Source organism: Sphingomonas sp. CFBP 13714, assembly GCF_014842205.1.
Lineage (GTDB): Bacteria > Pseudomonadota > Alphaproteobacteria > Sphingomonadales > Sphingomonadaceae > Sphingomonas > Sphingomonas aerolata.
In genome coordinates this window covers 136,941-152,512 of sequence record NZ_JACYVG010000004.1, presented here as the reverse complement: position 1 = coordinate 152,512, position 15,572 = coordinate 136,941, and the positions used below count along the sequence as shown (strand labels likewise).

General features: G+C 67.4%; 17 protein-coding genes. 8 read left to right on the top strand and 9 right to left on the bottom strand.

Going from position 1 to position 15,572, the window contains the following annotated elements; all coding sequences use genetic code 11:
• Window positions 1-2: 2 nt before the first annotated feature.
• Together IFT54_RS10885 and IFT54_RS10880 are read right to left on the bottom strand one after the other, a co-directional pair.
• Window positions 3-788, bottom strand: coding sequence for an arginyltransferase (locus IFT54_RS10885; RefSeq protein WP_192070647.1), 786 nt, complete (start codon window positions 786-788; stop codon window positions 3-5).
• Window positions 789-914: 126 nt separating this feature from the next.
• Window positions 915-2,171, bottom strand: a complete 1,257-nt coding sequence (locus IFT54_RS10880; protein WP_031396659.1) for a threonine ammonia-lyase — start codon at window positions 2,169-2,171, stop codon at window positions 915-917.
• Between the two features lie 57 nt (window positions 2,172-2,228).
• On the opposite strand from IFT54_RS10880, the gene IFT54_RS10875 reads away from it, so the two are divergent.
• Window positions 2,229-3,083 carry an NAD(P)-dependent oxidoreductase gene (locus IFT54_RS10875; RefSeq protein ID WP_192070646.1) on the top strand — a complete coding sequence of 285 codons (855 nt, stop codon included), beginning with the start codon at window positions 2,229-2,231 and terminating at the stop codon, window positions 3,081-3,083.
• Window positions 3,080-4,765 (top strand): amidohydrolase family protein, encoded by a 1,686-nt coding sequence (locus IFT54_RS10870; protein WP_192070645.1) that lies wholly within the window; start codon window positions 3,080-3,082, stop codon window positions 4,763-4,765. Before IFT54_RS10875 ends, IFT54_RS10870 begins: the two co-directional genes overlap by 4 nt.
• A gap of 13 nt (window positions 4,766-4,778) precedes the next feature.
• On the opposite strand, the gene IFT54_RS10865 is transcribed toward IFT54_RS10870, so the two are convergent.
• The 4 genes from IFT54_RS10865 to IFT54_RS10850 form a co-directional block, all read right to left on the bottom strand.
• Window positions 4,779-5,126 carry a hypothetical protein gene (locus IFT54_RS10865; protein ID WP_192070644.1) on the bottom strand — a complete coding sequence of 116 codons (348 nt, stop codon included), beginning with the start codon at window positions 5,124-5,126 and terminating at the stop codon, window positions 4,779-4,781.
• 109 nt (window positions 5,127-5,235) lie between these two features.
• The gene (ctrA, locus tag IFT54_RS10860; protein WP_031396653.1) at window positions 5,236-5,937 is read right to left on the bottom strand and encodes a response regulator transcription factor CtrA; all 702 of its coding nucleotides are present in this window, start codon (window positions 5,935-5,937) and stop codon (window positions 5,236-5,238) included.
• A 185-nt stretch (window positions 5,938-6,122) separates the two neighbouring features.
• Window positions 6,123-7,616, bottom strand: a complete 1,494-nt coding sequence (gene zwf / locus IFT54_RS10855; protein WP_192070643.1) for a glucose-6-phosphate dehydrogenase — start codon at window positions 7,614-7,616, stop codon at window positions 6,123-6,125.
• A gap of 137 nt (window positions 7,617-7,753) precedes the next feature.
• Complete coding sequence (locus IFT54_RS10850) at window positions 7,754-8,647, bottom strand: LysR family transcriptional regulator (protein ID WP_031396651.1); 894 nt, start codon at window positions 8,645-8,647, stop codon at window positions 7,754-7,756.
• Between the two features lie 115 nt (window positions 8,648-8,762).
• Here IFT54_RS10850 and IFT54_RS10845 point away from each other — a divergent pair, with 115 nt between their 5' ends.
• Entirely contained in the window at window positions 8,763-9,482 is a 720-nt protein-coding gene (locus IFT54_RS10845; protein WP_031439462.1) for a pirin family protein, read from the top strand.
• Window positions 9,483-9,547: 65 nt separating this feature from the next.
• The gene (gene wrbA, locus IFT54_RS10840; RefSeq protein WP_192070642.1) at window positions 9,548-10,147 is read left to right on the top strand and encodes an NAD(P)H:quinone oxidoreductase; all 600 of its coding nucleotides are present in this window, start codon (window positions 9,548-9,550) and stop codon (window positions 10,145-10,147) included.
• 32 nt (window positions 10,148-10,179) lie between these two features.
• Here wrbA and IFT54_RS10835 read toward each other — a convergent pair whose 3' ends face one another.
• Window positions 10,180-10,935 carry a M15 family metallopeptidase gene (locus IFT54_RS10835; protein ID WP_192070641.1) on the bottom strand — a complete coding sequence of 252 codons (756 nt, stop codon included), beginning with the start codon at window positions 10,933-10,935 and terminating at the stop codon, window positions 10,180-10,182.
• Window positions 10,936-10,981: 46 nt separating this feature from the next.
• Between IFT54_RS10835 and IFT54_RS10830 the strand changes: the two genes are divergently transcribed.
• From IFT54_RS10830 to IFT54_RS10815, 4 genes are all read left to right on the top strand, one after another.
• Entirely contained in the window at window positions 10,982-11,707 is a 726-nt protein-coding gene (locus IFT54_RS10830) for an RluA family pseudouridine synthase (RefSeq protein WP_192070640.1), read from the top strand.
• Entirely contained in the window at window positions 11,700-12,113 is a 414-nt protein-coding gene (gene arfB, locus IFT54_RS10825) for an alternative ribosome rescue aminoacyl-tRNA hydrolase ArfB (RefSeq protein ID WP_056406103.1), read from the top strand. Before IFT54_RS10830 ends, arfB begins: the two co-directional genes overlap by 8 nt.
• Window positions 12,114-12,132: 19 nt before the next feature.
• A complete protein-coding gene (locus IFT54_RS10820) occupies window positions 12,133-12,615 on the top strand; it encodes a GAF domain-containing protein (protein ID WP_031439458.1) in 483 nt (160 codons plus the stop codon).
• 130 nt (window positions 12,616-12,745) lie between these two features.
• Entirely contained in the window at window positions 12,746-13,603 is an 858-nt protein-coding gene (locus IFT54_RS10815; protein WP_192070639.1) for an RcnB family protein, read from the top strand.
• Between the two features lie 3 nt (window positions 13,604-13,606).
• Here IFT54_RS10815 and IFT54_RS10810 read toward each other — a convergent pair whose 3' ends face one another.
• The gene (locus IFT54_RS10810; protein WP_192070638.1) at window positions 13,607-14,890 is read right to left on the bottom strand and encodes a M20/M25/M40 family metallo-hydrolase; all 1,284 of its coding nucleotides are present in this window, start codon (window positions 14,888-14,890) and stop codon (window positions 13,607-13,609) included.
• A gap of 93 nt (window positions 14,891-14,983) precedes the next feature.
• Window positions 14,984-15,439, bottom strand: coding sequence for a universal stress protein (locus IFT54_RS10805; protein WP_159512752.1), 456 nt, complete (start codon window positions 15,437-15,439; stop codon window positions 14,984-14,986).
• Window positions 15,440-15,572 lie beyond the last annotated feature (133 nt).

The window sequence follows — 15,572 nt, the reverse complement described above, 5'->3', positions numbered from 1 at the left end:
GACTAGTCCTCGCGCTGCCCGGGGCCCGGCCCGGGGGCGGCCGCCAGCAGGTCCTCTTCGCTCAGGCGGCTCCATCCGCCCGGGCCAAGCGCCTCGATCGGGCGGTACCGTATCTTGTATTCCATCCGGCCCGATCCCTTCACCCAATAGCCCAGATAGACATAGGGTAGCCCCGCACCGCGTGCGCGCAGGATGTGGTCGATTATGATGTAGTTGCCGAAGCCCGGCCGCGATGCGTCGTCCGCTGCGAAGAAGCTGTAGATCATCGACAGTCCGTCGGCCTGGCGATCGGTAAGGCAGGCGCCGACCAGCCGGCCCGGGGCGCCGCCGATGCCCGGTTCGCGATACTCGACGATCAGCGAGTCGACGGGCGAATGCTCGACCATGTCGGCATAATCGTCCTCATCCATCCCGGCCATGCCGCCGTCCGGGTGACGCGCCGACAGATAGCGGCGCAACAGCTGGAACTGCTCGTCGGTCGCCCATGCGCGGCAGATGGTTGCGGTGATGTCGCCGTGCCGCTTGAGCATCTTGCGCTGCGTCGCGTTGGGCGTGAATTCCGGCGTCACGACGCGCACCGATACACAGGCGCTGCAGCCGGTGCAGCTCGGCCGATAGGCGACGCCCTGGCTCCGTCGAAACCCGATCCGGCTCAGCGCGTCGTTGAGCTCGACCGCATGCGGGCCGTTCAGCTCGGTGAAGACCTTCCGCTCCTCCCGATCGGGCAGATAGGGGCAGGGGCCGGGGCTAGTGACGAAGAACCGGGGAAACCGAAAAGGCGCAGTCATCGCGAAGTGCCCCTCTCTCGGCTTCAGCGCTCTCAAGGCGCGGGCGGTATATGATTCCTGTGCGGGCCGCTGGAAAGTGGGGCGGCCCACGGTGGTAAAAGAAATTCCGGCGGCGTTGGCCGGGGATCAGGCCAGTTCGACGGTGCTCGTCTCATAGCCCGCCGCCTTCAGCGCGGTGACCAGCCGATCGAGATGCGCACGATCGCGGGCCTCGCATTCGATATCGGTGATCAGCCCCTTTGCCGGCAGCGTCGTGAAGACGCGCTGATGATACACCTCGATGATGTTCACCCGCTCCTGATCGAAGATCCGGGCGACGTTGTACAGCGCGCCGGGCTGATCCTGCAGGCGGATGCGCAACCGTGCGAGCCGGCCCGAGCGTGCGAGATCGCGCAGCAGGACGTTGGCGAGCAGCCGCGTGTCGATATTGCCGCCGCACAGGATGATCCCGACGGTCCGCCCCTTGAAGCGCTCGGGATGCTGGAGCAGCGCGGCGAGGCCGGCGGCACCGGCGCCCTCGACCACGGTCTTCTCGATCTGGAGCAGCAGGCTGACCGCCATCTCGAGGCTGCGCTCGCTGACCAGGACGATGTCGTCGACGAGTTCGGCGACCATCTTCGAGGTGATGCCGCCGGGCTCCTTGACCGCGATCCCCTCGGCCAGCGTGTCGCCGGCGCAAGGCATCGTCGTCCCGTTGATGCGGTTGTACATCGACGGGAACAGCTCGGCCTCGACGCCGACCACCTCGATCGCGTGACCGCCCTGCGCGGCATTCGCCCGCGTCACGGTCGCGACGCCCGAGATCAGGCCGCCGCCGCCGATCGGGACGACCATCATGTCGATGTCGGGCACGTCCTCGAGCATCTCGATCGCGGTGGTGCCCTGGCCGGCGATGACGCGGGCGTCGTCGAACGGATGGACGAAGGTGAAACCGCATTCGCCCTCGAGGATGCGGGCATGCGCATAGGCGGCGTCGAAGGTGTCGCCGAACAGCACGACCTTGGCGCCATGCCCTTCGGTCTGCGTGACCTTCACGGTCGGCGTGTTGGTCGGCATGACGATCGTCGCGGGGATTCCGAGCCGGTTGGCGTGATAGGCAAGACCCTGTGCGTGATTGCCCGCCGACGCGGCGATCACGCCCTTTGCGCACGCTTCGGGCGACAGCTGCAACAGCGTGTTGAGCGCGCCGCGTTCCTTGTAGGCCGCGGTGAACTGAAGATTCTCGAACTTCAGATAGACCGTCGCGCCGGTCATCTGGCTCAGCGTGCGGCTGATCAGCGTCGGCGTGCGGACGATCGAGGCGCGGATCCGGTCATGCGCGGCGCGAACGTCGTCGATGGACACGGGAAGGGTGGGTGCCGCTACGGCAGCGAGGGTAGCCATAGGCGTTGCGCTAGACCATCTGGCGCGCAGGGGAAACACCGCTTATGCGCTTGATCCATGGCAAAACTGGCATTCATCGGGACTGGCGTGATGGGCGCGCCGATGGCGGGGCATCTCGTCGCGGCAGGGCACGACGTCACCGTATATAATCGCTCCCAGGCCAAGGCTTTGGCATGGGCCGATAAATATGGCGGATCGGTCGCGGGCACGCCTGCTCTGGCGGCGCGCGATGCGGATGCGGTGTTTACCTGCGTCGGCAATGACGATGATCTGGCGGCAGTGACATTGGGTGAGGACGGCGCGTTCGCGGCGATGCGCGACGATGCGGTGTTCGTCGACCATACGACCGTCTCCGCCGCGATCGCGCGCCGCTTGGCGGACGCCCGCGCGCTTGTGGTGGATGCGCCGGTGTCGGGCGGGCAGGCGGGGGCCGAGAACGGCAAATTGTCGATCATGTGCGGCGGTTCCGCCGACGCCATGGCGAAGGCCGAGCCGTATATGCAGGCCTATGCCGCGCGCATCGTGCATGTCGGCGACGCGGGCGCGGGCCAGACAACCAAGATGTGCAACCAGATCGCGATCGCCGGGGTGATCCAGGGCGTGTCCGAATCGATCCGCTTCGCGCAGAATGCCGGGCTCGACCTCGACAAGGTGTTCGAGGCGATTTCGGGCGGCGCGGCGCAGAGCTGGCAGTTGGTCAATCGCTGGCCGACGATGGCGAAGGAAGACTTCGACTTCGGCTTTGCGGTCGACTGGATGCGCAAGGATCTGGGGCTCGCGCTCGACGAGGCGCGGCGCAACGGTGCCGTTCTGCCAGTCGCGGCGCTGGTCGATCAATTCTATGCCGATGTGCAGGCCATGGGCGGCGCGCGGCAGGATACGAGTGCGTTGGTGCGGAGATTGCCGAAGTGAAGCCTGTCCTGTTCGCAAGTGCCGCCCTGTCGCTGTTCGCCACCCCGGCGCTGGCCGACGGGATCGTCGACAACGTCAACGGCCTGACCATCACCGAGGGCGGCAAGATCGTTCGGTTCAAGGCGATCCTGGTCGACAAGGACGGCCGCGTCACCCGGCTGGTGCCGCCGGGGGAGGAGCCCCCCAAGCTCAGCCGCAAGGAATTGAAAAAGAATGCGGGCAAGCCGCTCTATGACTGGCGCACCGACATGGGCGGCAAGACTGTGCTGCCCGGCTTCGTCGATGCGCATGGCCATGTGATCGAGCTTGGCTTCGGCGCGCTGTCGCTCGATTTGTCGGCCGCGACCTCGCTCGACGACGCGAAGTCGCGGATCGCGGCCTATGTCGCGGCCAATCCCGATCGCAAATGGGTGCTCGGCCGCGGCTGGAACCAGGAAGCCTGGGGGCTCGGGCGGTTCCCGACCGCCGCGGATCTCGACTCGGTGTCGGGCGGCCATCCGATCTGGCTGTCGCGCGCGGACGGCCATGCCGGCTGGGCGAACCGTGTCGCGATGCGCGAGGCGGGAATCACCGGCGCCACGGTCGCCCCGGCGGGCGGGCGGATCGAGAAGAGCGGCGGCGCGCCGTCGGGCGTGTTCGTCGATGCCGCGCAATCGCTGGTGGAGAAGGTCGTGCCGCAGCCTTTGCCCAAGGAGCGCGATGCGGCCTTCCTGACCGCGCAGCGGATCCTGCTGGGGTACGGCGTGACCGCGGTCGCCGACATGGGCACCACGCTCGACGACTGGCTGACCTATCGGCGGATGGCGGATATCGGTGGGTTGCGCGTCCGGATCATGAGCTATGCGCTCGGCGTCGAGACCGCGGGGCGGATCGGCGGCAAGGGGCCGACGCCGTGGCTGTATGACGACCATCTGCGGATGGGCGGGGTGAAGCTCTATGCCGATGGCGCGCTCGGCTCGCGCGGCGCGTGGCTGCTGAAGCCTTATGCCGATGCGCCGGGGCAGACCGGGCTGGGCTTCCTGACCGATGCGCAGCTCCAGAACCAGATGAGCCGCGCGGCGATGGACGGGTTCCAGGTCGCGGTGCATGCGATCGGCGATCGGGCGGACCAGCAGGTGCTCGACGCGATCCAGGTCGAGAGCGAGACCTACAAGGGCGATCGTCGCTGGCGTGTCGAGCATGCGCAGATCGTCGATCCCGCCGACCTGCCGCGCTTCGGCAAGTTCGGCACGATCGCCTCGATGCAGCCGACGCACCAGACCAGCGACCGGACGATGGCGGAAGCGCGGCTCGGGCCAGGGCGGCTGACCGGCGCCTATGCATGGAAGTCGATGCTGGCGAACGGGTCGAAGCTCGCCTTTGGTACAGATTTCCCGGTCGAGAAGCCCGATCCGTTCGCCACCTGGGCCGCGGCGTTCACCCGGCAGGATGCAAGCGGCCAGCCGCAGGGCGGGTGGCAGCCGCAGGAGCTCGTCTCGCGCGAACAGGCGTGGTGGGCGATGACCGGCGCCGCCGCCTATGCGGGGTTTGCCGAGACGAAGTTCGGCGCGCTCGCCGCCGGACAGCGCGCGGACTTCATCGTCGTCGACCGCGATCCGATGATCGCTTCACCGACCGAACTGCGGGCAATCAAGGTTGCCGAGACCTGGATCGGGGGCGAGAAGGTCTGGGTTCGGAAATAGCCGGCCGGTAGCCTCAAAGGTCGCCGCTGGCGTCCTTCGATGCGCGCGCGTTGATCCGCGCCCAGACCGCCTTGTGTTCGGCCTTCGCGTAGAGCGCAGCCCGCTGGCGGGGCGGTGCCGCTGCGAGAGTGGTCGGCAGGTCGGGGAAGGTCGCCAGGACGAGCTGCAACCGCGCCTCGCGCTCGCGTCGCATCGTCGGCGTGATCGACGGGGGCGAAATGTTCGTGCGCGGCGTCCAGCCGGGATTTCCGGGAAACGGCGCGCTGGTACCTATCAAGCCGCTGGGGCCAGGAACGCCAAGTTGCGCAGAAGCAGCCGCAGAACAGGCAATCAGTGCGACAGCGAGCAGGATAGTCTTCATGGAACACCTCCGATGAAGACTAAACTGACACCATCAGGCAAGGTTGCAAGCCTAAACCTGTGGAGTGAAGCGGCGCGACCTTGGCCTTTGGGTCGCGCAGCCGAGCAGATCAGGCGACTTGCGCTTCGACCATCTCGTCGGGTTCGCGCAGGACGTAGCCGCGGCCCCAGACCGTCTCGATGTAGTTTTCGCCGTCGCACGCCAGGCTGAGCTTCTTGCGCAGCTTGCAGATGAAGACGTCGATGATCTTGAGTTCAGGCTCGTCCATCCCGCCATAGAGGTGGTTGAGGAACATTTCCTTGGTGAGCGTGGTGCCCTTGCGCAGCGAGAGCAGCTCGAGCATCGCATATTCCTTGCCGGTCAGGTGGACGCGGCTGCCATCGACTTCGACCGTCTTGGCATCAAGATTGACTGCGAGCTTGCCGGTGCGGATGACCGACTGCGAATGGCCCTTCGAACGGCGCACGACGGCATGGATCCGCGCGACGAGTTCTTCACGGTGGAACGGCTTGGTGACGTAATCGTCCGCGCCGAACCCGAAGCTGCGAACCTTCGAGTCCATTTCGTTGACGCCCGACAGGATCAGCACCGGCGTCGCAACACGCGCGACACGAAGACGCTTCAGAACATCATAGCCGTGCATGTCGGGCAAGTTCAAATCGAGCAGGATGATGTCGTAATCATACAGCTTGCCAAGATCGAGGCCCTCTTCGCCCAGATCGGTGATGTACACGTTGAAGCCCTCGGTCGTGAGCATAAGCTCAATGGCCTTGGCGGTGGTAGGCTCATCCTCGATCAGCAGCACGCGCATGGGTTGTCCCCCGTTTAGCGAAAACGCCAGCCCCTGCTAAGCGATCCGCCGTTGATTCATTAACCAAAGAACATCTGAAAGCAAAAGGTTAATTCCGTCTTAAATGAGAGCGTTATACGAACTCTTGGTACGGAACCGACCAAAACTCCGTGATCAGAGCCCGGCAAGCGAGTCGCGGCGCGGGCTCACGTCTTCGCCGGGTCGAGTGTGTGCCAGGCAAACCCGTCGCGCGCGAGCAGTTCGTCTGCCGCCGCCGGTCCGGTCGTACCCGCGGCGTAAGTGTCGGGTGCGCCTTCGCTTGCCCATGCGTCGAGAAACGGCTGGACCGCGGCCCATCCCGCCTCGATCGCGTCGGCGCGCTGGAACAGCGTCTGGTCGCCCGCGAACAGATCGTGGATCAGCGACTCATACCCGGTCATCGCGCCGATATCGAACGAGTCGGCGTAGCGGAAATCCAGCGCGATCGGCGCGGTGTCGACCTCGAGCCCGGGGCGCTTGATGTTGATGTCCATGCTGAGCCCCTCGTCGGGCTGAATCTGGATGATCAGGCGGTTGGGCGGCAGCTTCTCGGCGGCGGTCGCGTGAAACTGTGCGAACGGCACGGGCTTGAAGGTGATCACGACCTCGGTATCGCGAATCTCCATCGCCTTGCCGGTGCGAAGGTAGAAGGGCACGCCCGCCCAGCGCCACGTGTCGACCATCAGCTTCAGCGCGACATAGGTCTCGGTGGTGCTGTCGGGGGAAATGTCGGGCGATGCAGTGAAGGCGGGGACGGCGCGCTCGCCGATCGTCCCCGCGCCATAGGCGCCGCGGACGCCGTTGCGGCGTGCCTTGGCGGGTGAATAAGCCCGAACGGCTTTCAGCACCTTGCCCTTTTCGTTGCGGATGGCCTCCGCGTCGAAACTCGCAGGGGGCTCCATCGCGACCATCGCCAGCAACTGGAACAGATGGTTCGGGACCATGTCGCGCAATGCGCCCGTCGCGTCGTAGAACGCACCGCGCGTGCCGACGTCGACGGTCTCGGCGGCGGTGATCTGGACATGCGCGATACAGTCGGCATTCCAGACCCGTTCGATCATCATGTTCGCAAAGCGCGCGGTCATGATGTTCTGGACGGTTTCCTTGCCGAGGAAATGGTCGATCCGGTAGATCTGCGTCTCGGCGACGTGCGACAGGATGCGCGCGTTCAGCGCCTGCGCGGAGGCGAGGTCGTGGCCGAACGGCTTCTCGATCGCGATTCGGCGAAACGCCGATTTGCTCTCATGCGTCAGCCCGTTGGCCGCGAGCCGATCGACGATGTCGCCGAAGAATCGCGCGGGCACCGCGAGATAGAAGGCGGCGTTGCCCGAGAGCCGGTCGCTCAGCCGTGCATAGACGTCGTCCTGCGTGAAATCGCCCTGCATATACTGGACGCGCGCCTGCAACCGGTCCCAGGCGGCCTCCTGCTCGGGCGAGGCATGCGCCGTGGGAGCGCTGGCGCGAAAGGTGGCGAGCGCGGTGCGCAGCGTGTCGTCGTCGCCGGGTTCGATGCCGATCCCGAGAACCGAGAAATCGTCACCGATCATGCCGAGCCGGGTCATGTTGGTCAGCGCGGGCATCAGCAATCGGCGGGTCAGGTCGCCCATCGCACCGAAGATGACGAGTGTGGTCGGCGGGGCGGGATGGATCGCGCCGGTCATGCGCGGCGGGTCCGGGGCGCGGTCTGGTAGGGGAGCATCGACATCCTTCCGTGGTGACGCACAGCAATAGCCTGGCGACGGGCATTGTTCCGTCGGGGGTTTCGTCGGGGGTTCCGTCGGGGTCCAGCCAGCGCGGTTCAGCCGGGGTCGCGAAGCCGCGCGCCGAGGAACGCGATGAGCGCCTCGACCCGGGCCGGGCGGAGCGGACTGGGTGGGGTGAGCAGGTGGAGGCCGATCGGTGCGGGCGCCCAGTCGTCGAGCAGCGTCACCAGCGCCCCGGACGCGAGCTGCGCCTCGATGATGAAATGGGGCAACCGCGCGATGCCGAGACCGGCGACGAGCGCCGGGACGACCGCCTCGCCGCTATTGGCGGTGAGCTGACCCTGCAGCCGTACCGAAACGTCGCTTTCACCGGGGCGCTGAAACCGCCAGGGACCGACGACGTTCGAATAGCCGATCAGGCGGTGCTCGCCGAGCTGCGCGGGATGCGTCGGCGTTCCGTGCGCCGCCAGATAGGCAGGCGCGGCGACGGTGTGCGCCTGGATGCTGCACAGCCGTCGCGCGCGCAGCGAACTGTCAGGCAGCTCGGCGATCCGCAGCGCCACGTCGAACCCTTCGGCGACGATGTCGACTCGCGCGTCGGACAGATGCAGGTCGATCTCGATGCCGGGATGCGCTGCCAGGAACTCGGCCAGCAGCGGCGCGACATTGGTGATGCCGAAACTCATCGGCGCCGCCAGCCTCACGCGACCCGTCGGCGCGCTTGCGGCATCGTTCGCCGATTCCTCTGCGAGGCGCGCTTCGCCGAGGATCCGCGCGGCGTGCTCGGCAAGCGGCTTACCCGCCTCGGTCAGCGCGAGCCGGCGCGAGGTGCGATGAAACAGCGACTGGCCGAGATGCGCCTCGAGCCGGGTAATCGCCTTGGATACGGTCGCCTTGCTCAGTCCGATCGCGTCGGCGGCGGCGCTGAACGAGCGATGTTCGACGACGCTGGCAAAGATCGCCCAGGCTTCGAGGTCGGGAAGGCGCATCATTCACTCTCCGCAGCGGTCACGTTTGCTAGCAATCGAAACGATCGGTTTCCAGCGTTTCTATTTACGGTGCGATGCCAGTGTCTATCTTGGTGGCAACAAGTGGAGACCTCTCATGACGACCACGACTCTCAATACCGTAGACCGCCGCCCCTTCGACAGCCTGGGCCATGCCGATCATGGCTGGCTGAATGCGCGGCACCATTTCTCGTTCGCGAGCTATTATGACCCCGCCCGGATGGGCTGGGGCGCGATCCGCGTCTGGAACGACGACCAGATCGCCGCCAATTCGGGCTTTCCGCCGCATCCGCACCAGGACATGGAGATCATCACCTATGTCCGTAGCGGTGCGATCACGCATCAGGACTCGCTTGGCAACAAGGGCCGCACCGAGGCCGGCGACGTCCAGGTGATGAGTGCCGGTTCGGGCGTCCGCCATGCCGAATATAATCTGGAGCCCGAGACGACGACGATCTTCCAGATCTGGATCGAGCCCAGCCGCAAGGGTGGTTCGCCGAGCTGGGGTGCAAAGCCGTTCCCCAAGGGCGAGCGCTCGGGGCAGTTCGTGACGCTGGCAAGCGGCTTTGCCGACGACGGTGACGCGCTGCCGATCCGGGCGAACGCGCGGGTGCTGGCCGCGACGCTGAAGGCGGGCGACAGTGTCGACTATGCTGTGGGCGAGGGGCGTCACGCCTATCTTGTCCCGGCGACCGGCGCGATCACGATCGACGACGAGACCATCAACACGCGCGACGGTGCGGCGCTTTCGGGCGGCCGGACGGTGCGGATCACGGCACTCGACGAGGCCGAGATCGTTCTGGTGGATTCCGAGTAATTTTACCGATCATCCTATGACCATTCCGGCCTGTGCCGGGATGGTCTGCCTTTGAGGAGACTGACATGACCAAGGTTCTGGTTCTCTATTATTCGTCCTACGGCCATATCGAGCAGATGGCGGATGCCGTCGCCGAAGGCGCGCGCGGGGGCGGCGCGGAAGTCGACATCCGCCGGGTCGCCGAGACCGCACCGCAGGCGGTCGTCGAGTCGGCGCATTTCAAGACCGACAGCGCGCATGCCGAGATCGAGGGCCCCGATGCACTGAAGGACTATGACGCGATCATCGTCGGTGCACCGACCCGGTTCGGGCGGATGCCTGCGCAGATGGCGTCTTTCTGGGACACGACCGGTGGCCTGTGGTTCTCCGGCGCGCTGGTCGGCAAGGTCGGCGGTGCGTTCACCTCGACCGCGAGCCAGCATGGCGGGCAGGAGACGACGTTGTTCTCGATCCTGACCAACCTGCTCCATCACGGCATGACGATCGTCGGTCTGGACTATGGCTTCCAGGGGCAGATGGGCGTCGACGCGGTCAAGGGCGGCTCGCCCTACGGCGCGACGACGATCTCCGATGGCGATGGCAGCCGGATGCCGAGCAGCGTCGAACTCGACGGTGCGCGCTATCAGGGCAAGCGGATCGCCGAGACGGCCGCGAAGCTGAAGTAAGCGCGAACGTTCCCTCCGGGCGACCGGAGGGATCAGCGCTTGCGGCGTTTGCCCTTTTCGAGCGGGAGCACGGGCATGGGCGCGACAGGCACCGCGGGTGCGACGACCGGCGGGGGCGCGGGCGGCAGGATCGCCGGGTCGGCGGGATAGAACCGCCGCGCCCTGGCGAAGACGAACCGCGCCTTTGCCGCGCCGGGTGCAGCGGCGGTCACGCCGACCCAGCGCCAGTGCCAGGGTTCCCATTTGACGTTCTGCTTGTTGCCGCCGGGAAAGGATTGTTCGAATCCGAACCGCGTCGCGTTCGCGCGCAGCCAGCGCGCGGCGGGGGTCGCCGCCATGCACGCCTCGGCATCGCGACAGCCATTGGCAGGACGGATGGCGAAGTCGACGACATAGCCGGTCGAATGTTCGCTATAGCCCGGCGGCGCGACCGAGATCGCCCGCTCGGCCGCCGATGTCCCCGACTCGCGGCAGAACACGCTGCGCTGCTGCGCGATCGAACGCTGGCACGACAGGCCGCGCAACTCGCCCATCACCGCCGGGTCCGCTTTGGCTGCGGCGAGCAGGCCAAGCAGGTCGGGCAGCATGTCGCGGCGGACCACGCAGGTCTGGCGGATGCCGAAGTCGGACGGGGCGGCGACCAGCTCGGACGGGGCGGCGTCGCCGTAAGGCAGATGCCCGAACGCGCGACCATCGGCGGCGATCGCCGCGCTCTGTCCGGCACAGAGTTGCGCATTGGCGGCGGCCGGGATCAGCAGAAACGAAAGAACTAGGGGGCTACGCAACATCGTGCGGGCTCTGGCATGCGGGCGCAGATGCTGGCAAGGGCGGCACATGCATGGTGAACGCGTACTTTTCCTCGACGGCGAGGCCCTGATCATCGACAAGCCCGCTGGGCTGCCGGTCGATCCTCCTCGTGACGGCTCGCTGAGCCTCGAGAATCATCTCGAAAGTCTCAAATTCGGATTCCAGCGCTGGCCGATGCCGGTGCATCGTCTCGATCGCGACACAAGCGGCTGCCTGTTGCTGTCACGCAATCCCAAGGCGCATGCGCGGTTGCAGCAGGCGTTCGAGCAGGGCCTGGTCTCGAAGCGCTATCTCGCGGTGCTCGATGGTGTTCCTGCCGAGGAAACCGGAACGATCGACATGCCGCTCGGCAAGATCAGCAGCGCCGAAGAGGGCTGGCGGATGGTCGAGGACGCCAAGGGCAAGGCGGCGCGGACCGGGTGGCGCGTGCTCGCGACGCGTGACGGACGCTCGCTGGTCGAATTCATCCCCCAGACCGGGCGGACGCACCAGATCCGCGTCCATGCCGCGCTGGGCCTCGGCGCAGCGGTCGTCGGGGATCCGGTCTATGGCCAGAAGGATCGCCTGGGGATGATGCTCCACGCGCAGCGGCTGGTCGTGCCGCGGCCGGGCAAGGCCGATGTCGTCGGTATCGCGCCGCTGCCCGAACGGTTCGCGACCGCGGGCTTCGGCGAGGAACCGGGCGTCGAGGCGACGCCGTCCCCGCATGAGGCACCCGCGCCGGATCCGCGTCCCGAACCCGATAATGGCTGACGTGATCGACGCCTCCCTGCTTGAGGGGGCGATCGAGGAGAAGTTCCTCGCGGCCTCCGGGCCGGGCGGGCAGAACGTCAACAAGGTGGCGACCGCGTGTCAGTTGCGCGTCGACATATTCGCGCTGGGCCTGCACCCCGAAACCTATCGCCGGCTGAGGCTGGTCGCGGGCAGCCGGATGACCGCGGCGGGGGTGCTGGTCATCACCGCGCGCCGGTTTCGCACGCAGGAGGCCAACCGTGCCGATGCGCGCGACCGCGTACTCGAACTGATCGCGCAGGCGCAGCACCGCGACGCGCACCGGGTCAAGACCAAGCCCTCCCGCGCCGCCAAGGCACGGCGGGTGGATACGAAGAAGGTCCGCAGTTCGGTCAAGGCCGGGCGCGGGCGGGTTCGCGAAGACTAACCGCAGACACGAGGCGACGATGTACCAGTTCGATATTTCCGGCGGTTCGAAGGCCGATCTGTACCGCGACCTGCTCGCGGCGCTCGACGCGCTGACCGTGGACGAGCGCGATCCGATCGCGAACATGGCGAATGCGGCGGCGCTGGTCTGGGAATATCTGCCCGATCTCAACTGGGCGGGCTTCTACCGTGCGGTCGAGGGCGAGCTTGTCCTGGGGCCGTTCCAGGGCAAGGTCGCCTGTATCCGGATCGCGATGGGCAAGGGCGTGTGCGGCACCGCGGCGGCAGAGCGGACGACCCAGCTGGTCGAGGACGTCCATGCGTTTCCCGGACATATCGCCTGCGACGCGGCGAGCCGGTCCGAACTCGTCGTGCCGGTCGTCAGCGACGGGCGGTTGATCGGCGTGCTCGATCTCGACAGCCCCGAGCCGGCACGGTTCGATGCCGAGGATGCAGCCGGGTGCGAAGCGCTGGTCGCGTTGCTGGCGTCGCGGATCGGCTGACGCCCGGACCTGACGCCTGCTCCGAATCGGGACCGGGTTGCGGCTGGCCGTGCCAGGGCGGCTTTGGTACGCACTGCGTCAGCATAGGACGCGGCCCTGAAGCGTACGGTGCGTCAGGGGAGAAGATGTCATGCGCATGAAGGTGATCGTCGGTCTCGCACTGATCATGTCGGCGGCGGGCACGACTGCCGAGGCGCAGCGGCCTCCGGACGGGGCATCGCGGCCCGGTGCGACCTATTCCGTTCCTGCCCGCAGCGCGGTCAGCGTAAGCCCGGAGCCCGCCGCGTCCAGCGACGCGCGCCGGGGCAGCAGCGTCGATGGTGGCTGGTCGGCCGGGGCGAACGCGCCGGGCGGCTGGAGCGGCTATCGTCGGCCGTACCGCGGCTGGGCGCTGCCGGCCTATTGGGTCGCGCCGCGGTTCGGGATCGTCGACTGGCGCGCCTATGGGCTCGTGCCGCCGCCGCCGGGCTATCGCTGGACGCGCTATTTCGACGACGCGGTGCTGATCGATGCGCGGGGATCGATCTTCGATACGCGTGCCGGGGTCGAATGGGACGGCGCCAATGGAGGCGATGCCGCCCCGCGCTATGACGTGCAAAGCTTTGACGGGCGGGCGGACGACCGGGTCTATGCCCGCCGCCAGCCGCGGCCGGTAACGCGGCGGACCTATGTGACGACCCGCGTCGAAGCGGCGCCGGACTTTGCAGGGGCCGCCTATCGCGACCAGCCATTGCCGCCCGTCCAGCAGCGTGGCGGGACATGGGTGTCGCCCGACGGGATGACCACCGTGACGACCACCGGCGGCGGCTATCACGGCAGCGACGCCTATGCCGGCGACGGGACGACGACGGTCACCGTCCAGTCGGTGCCGGTCACGACGACCACGACGACGACCGAATATATCACCGAACCCGTGACCTATCGGCGGACGACCCCGCGTCGCGGACCGAGCCGGACACGGGGCGGCACCCTGGGGTCGGCGCGATAGCGCTCAGCGGCGGCGTTCGCGGCCTGCGAAACTGACGACGCTCTCGCTGCCATCCGCGCCGAGTGCGGACACGCCGACGAAATGGTCGTCGACCGGAGTCTGGGCGAGCAGCGTCTCGGTGCCGGTGACGTCGCGCACGTCCTTCCAGTCCTGCGTGTCGTTGCGCCGCCAGCGGACGCGGTAGCCTGCCGCACCGGGCACCGCGGCCCATTTGACTTGGGTGTCGCGCGACAGGGCGCCGGCGATCGACACGTCGCCCGGTGCCGCGGGCGCGGCGGCGAGGCGGGCGATCGTGGCGATGTTGATCGCGGTCACCTTGGCCAGATAGGGGAAGTCCATCCCGGCGATCGTGTCGCCATAGTCGACCCCGTTTTCGGTGCGCAGGTCCTGGTGCTGGCGATCCCAATTCTCCGCCGCGACCGAGAAGCGGACGGCGGGATAGCCGAGCTTCAGAAAGGGTTCGTGATCGCCGCCGCGGCCGAACCGGTCGGGGCGACGGTCGAGCATCACGTCGAGCCCGCCGGGAATCGTGCCCGCGACGCCGTCGATCGTCTTGGCGAGCGCGCGGCTGGGGCCATCGTCCTCGCCACCCTCCGCGCGACGACCGATCTGCGCGGCAAGGTCTTCGGATGCGCGAATGCCCTCGGAAAAGACGCGGACGCTCGACGCCATGCGGACGCCGCCCTGGCCGATCGTGTTGCCGACAATGTCGTTGTTGAGCATCGCGGTGACGGTCCAGCCGCGCGCCTTGGCGGTGTCGGCGAGCAGCTCGGCGCCCCACAGCCCCTGTTCCTCACCCGAAAACACCGCATAGACGATGGTCGCGTCGAACTGCCGCTTTGACAGCGCGCGGGCGGCTTCGAGCACCAGCGCGACGCCCGAGGCATTGTCGTTCGCGCCCGGCGCGTCGCTTGTCACGTTCATGACGTCGGTCACACGGCTGTCGATATGCGCGCCGACGATCACGACGCGATTCGGGTCGCGCCCCTTCTGGATGCCCAGCACGTCCTCGACATAGACGCCGGTCGGCGCGCGCGGCCCCGACACGGTGCGGCCGATCCGCTCAACCGTGACGCAGCCGCCACAGGCGCGGCCCATCTCGGTGAAGCGCGCCGCGGCCCAGCTGCGTGCGGCACCGATGCCGCGCTTCGGATCGGTGGTGGTCGATGCGGTGTGGCGCGTGCCGAACCCGACCATCGCGGTCACATCGGCCTTGAGGCGGGTGGCGGAGGGCGCGGGAAGCGCGGCGGCGGCTGCGGCGAGCAGCGGAAGGGCGAGGATCGGCATCGGCGTCACCGTGGCGGCTTCGGCCGGGGAGCTCAAGCGGGGAGTGTTGGATTTGCTCGGTTTAGCGTTTTGCTTTCGTCATCCCCGCCACCGTCAGCTCAGCCGGTCGATTGCCTCGCTGGTCAGCGACCCCGGGATGATCATGACCGGCACGGGCAGCGCTCCCGCGTCGGTGCCCGAGAAATGGGTGATGAGATCGCCCGGCGCACCGCTCGCCGCAGCGCCGAGCACCAGCGCGGCAATATTGGGGTTGGCGGCGATCATCTCGCGGATGATCTTGGGGCCTTCACCCTCGCGCACGGTGATCGATGGGCGCAGATCCGATTCCTCGATCAGCGTGCCCGCTGCGGCGGCGACGAGGCCCTCGGCATGCAGCCGCGCCTCCTCTTCGATCGTCGCCTGGACACCGCCGAACGCGATGAATTCCTGCGGCGGGATCAGCGTGAGGATCTCGACGCCGCCGCCGGTCTTCACCGCGCGCCGCGCCGCAAAGCGCAACGCGATACCCGCCTCGGGCGACTCGTCGATGACCACGAGATAGACACGCATCATATTCCCCTGTTTATCGGGCTTAGGTGCCGTGCAGATGCGGTTCGCGCAAGGGGAAGGCGGCTTCGCGGGGTTGACCCGGACGGGCGGGGGCGCGAGTAGGCATGCCGTTACGTAACGCCCTGGGGACCTC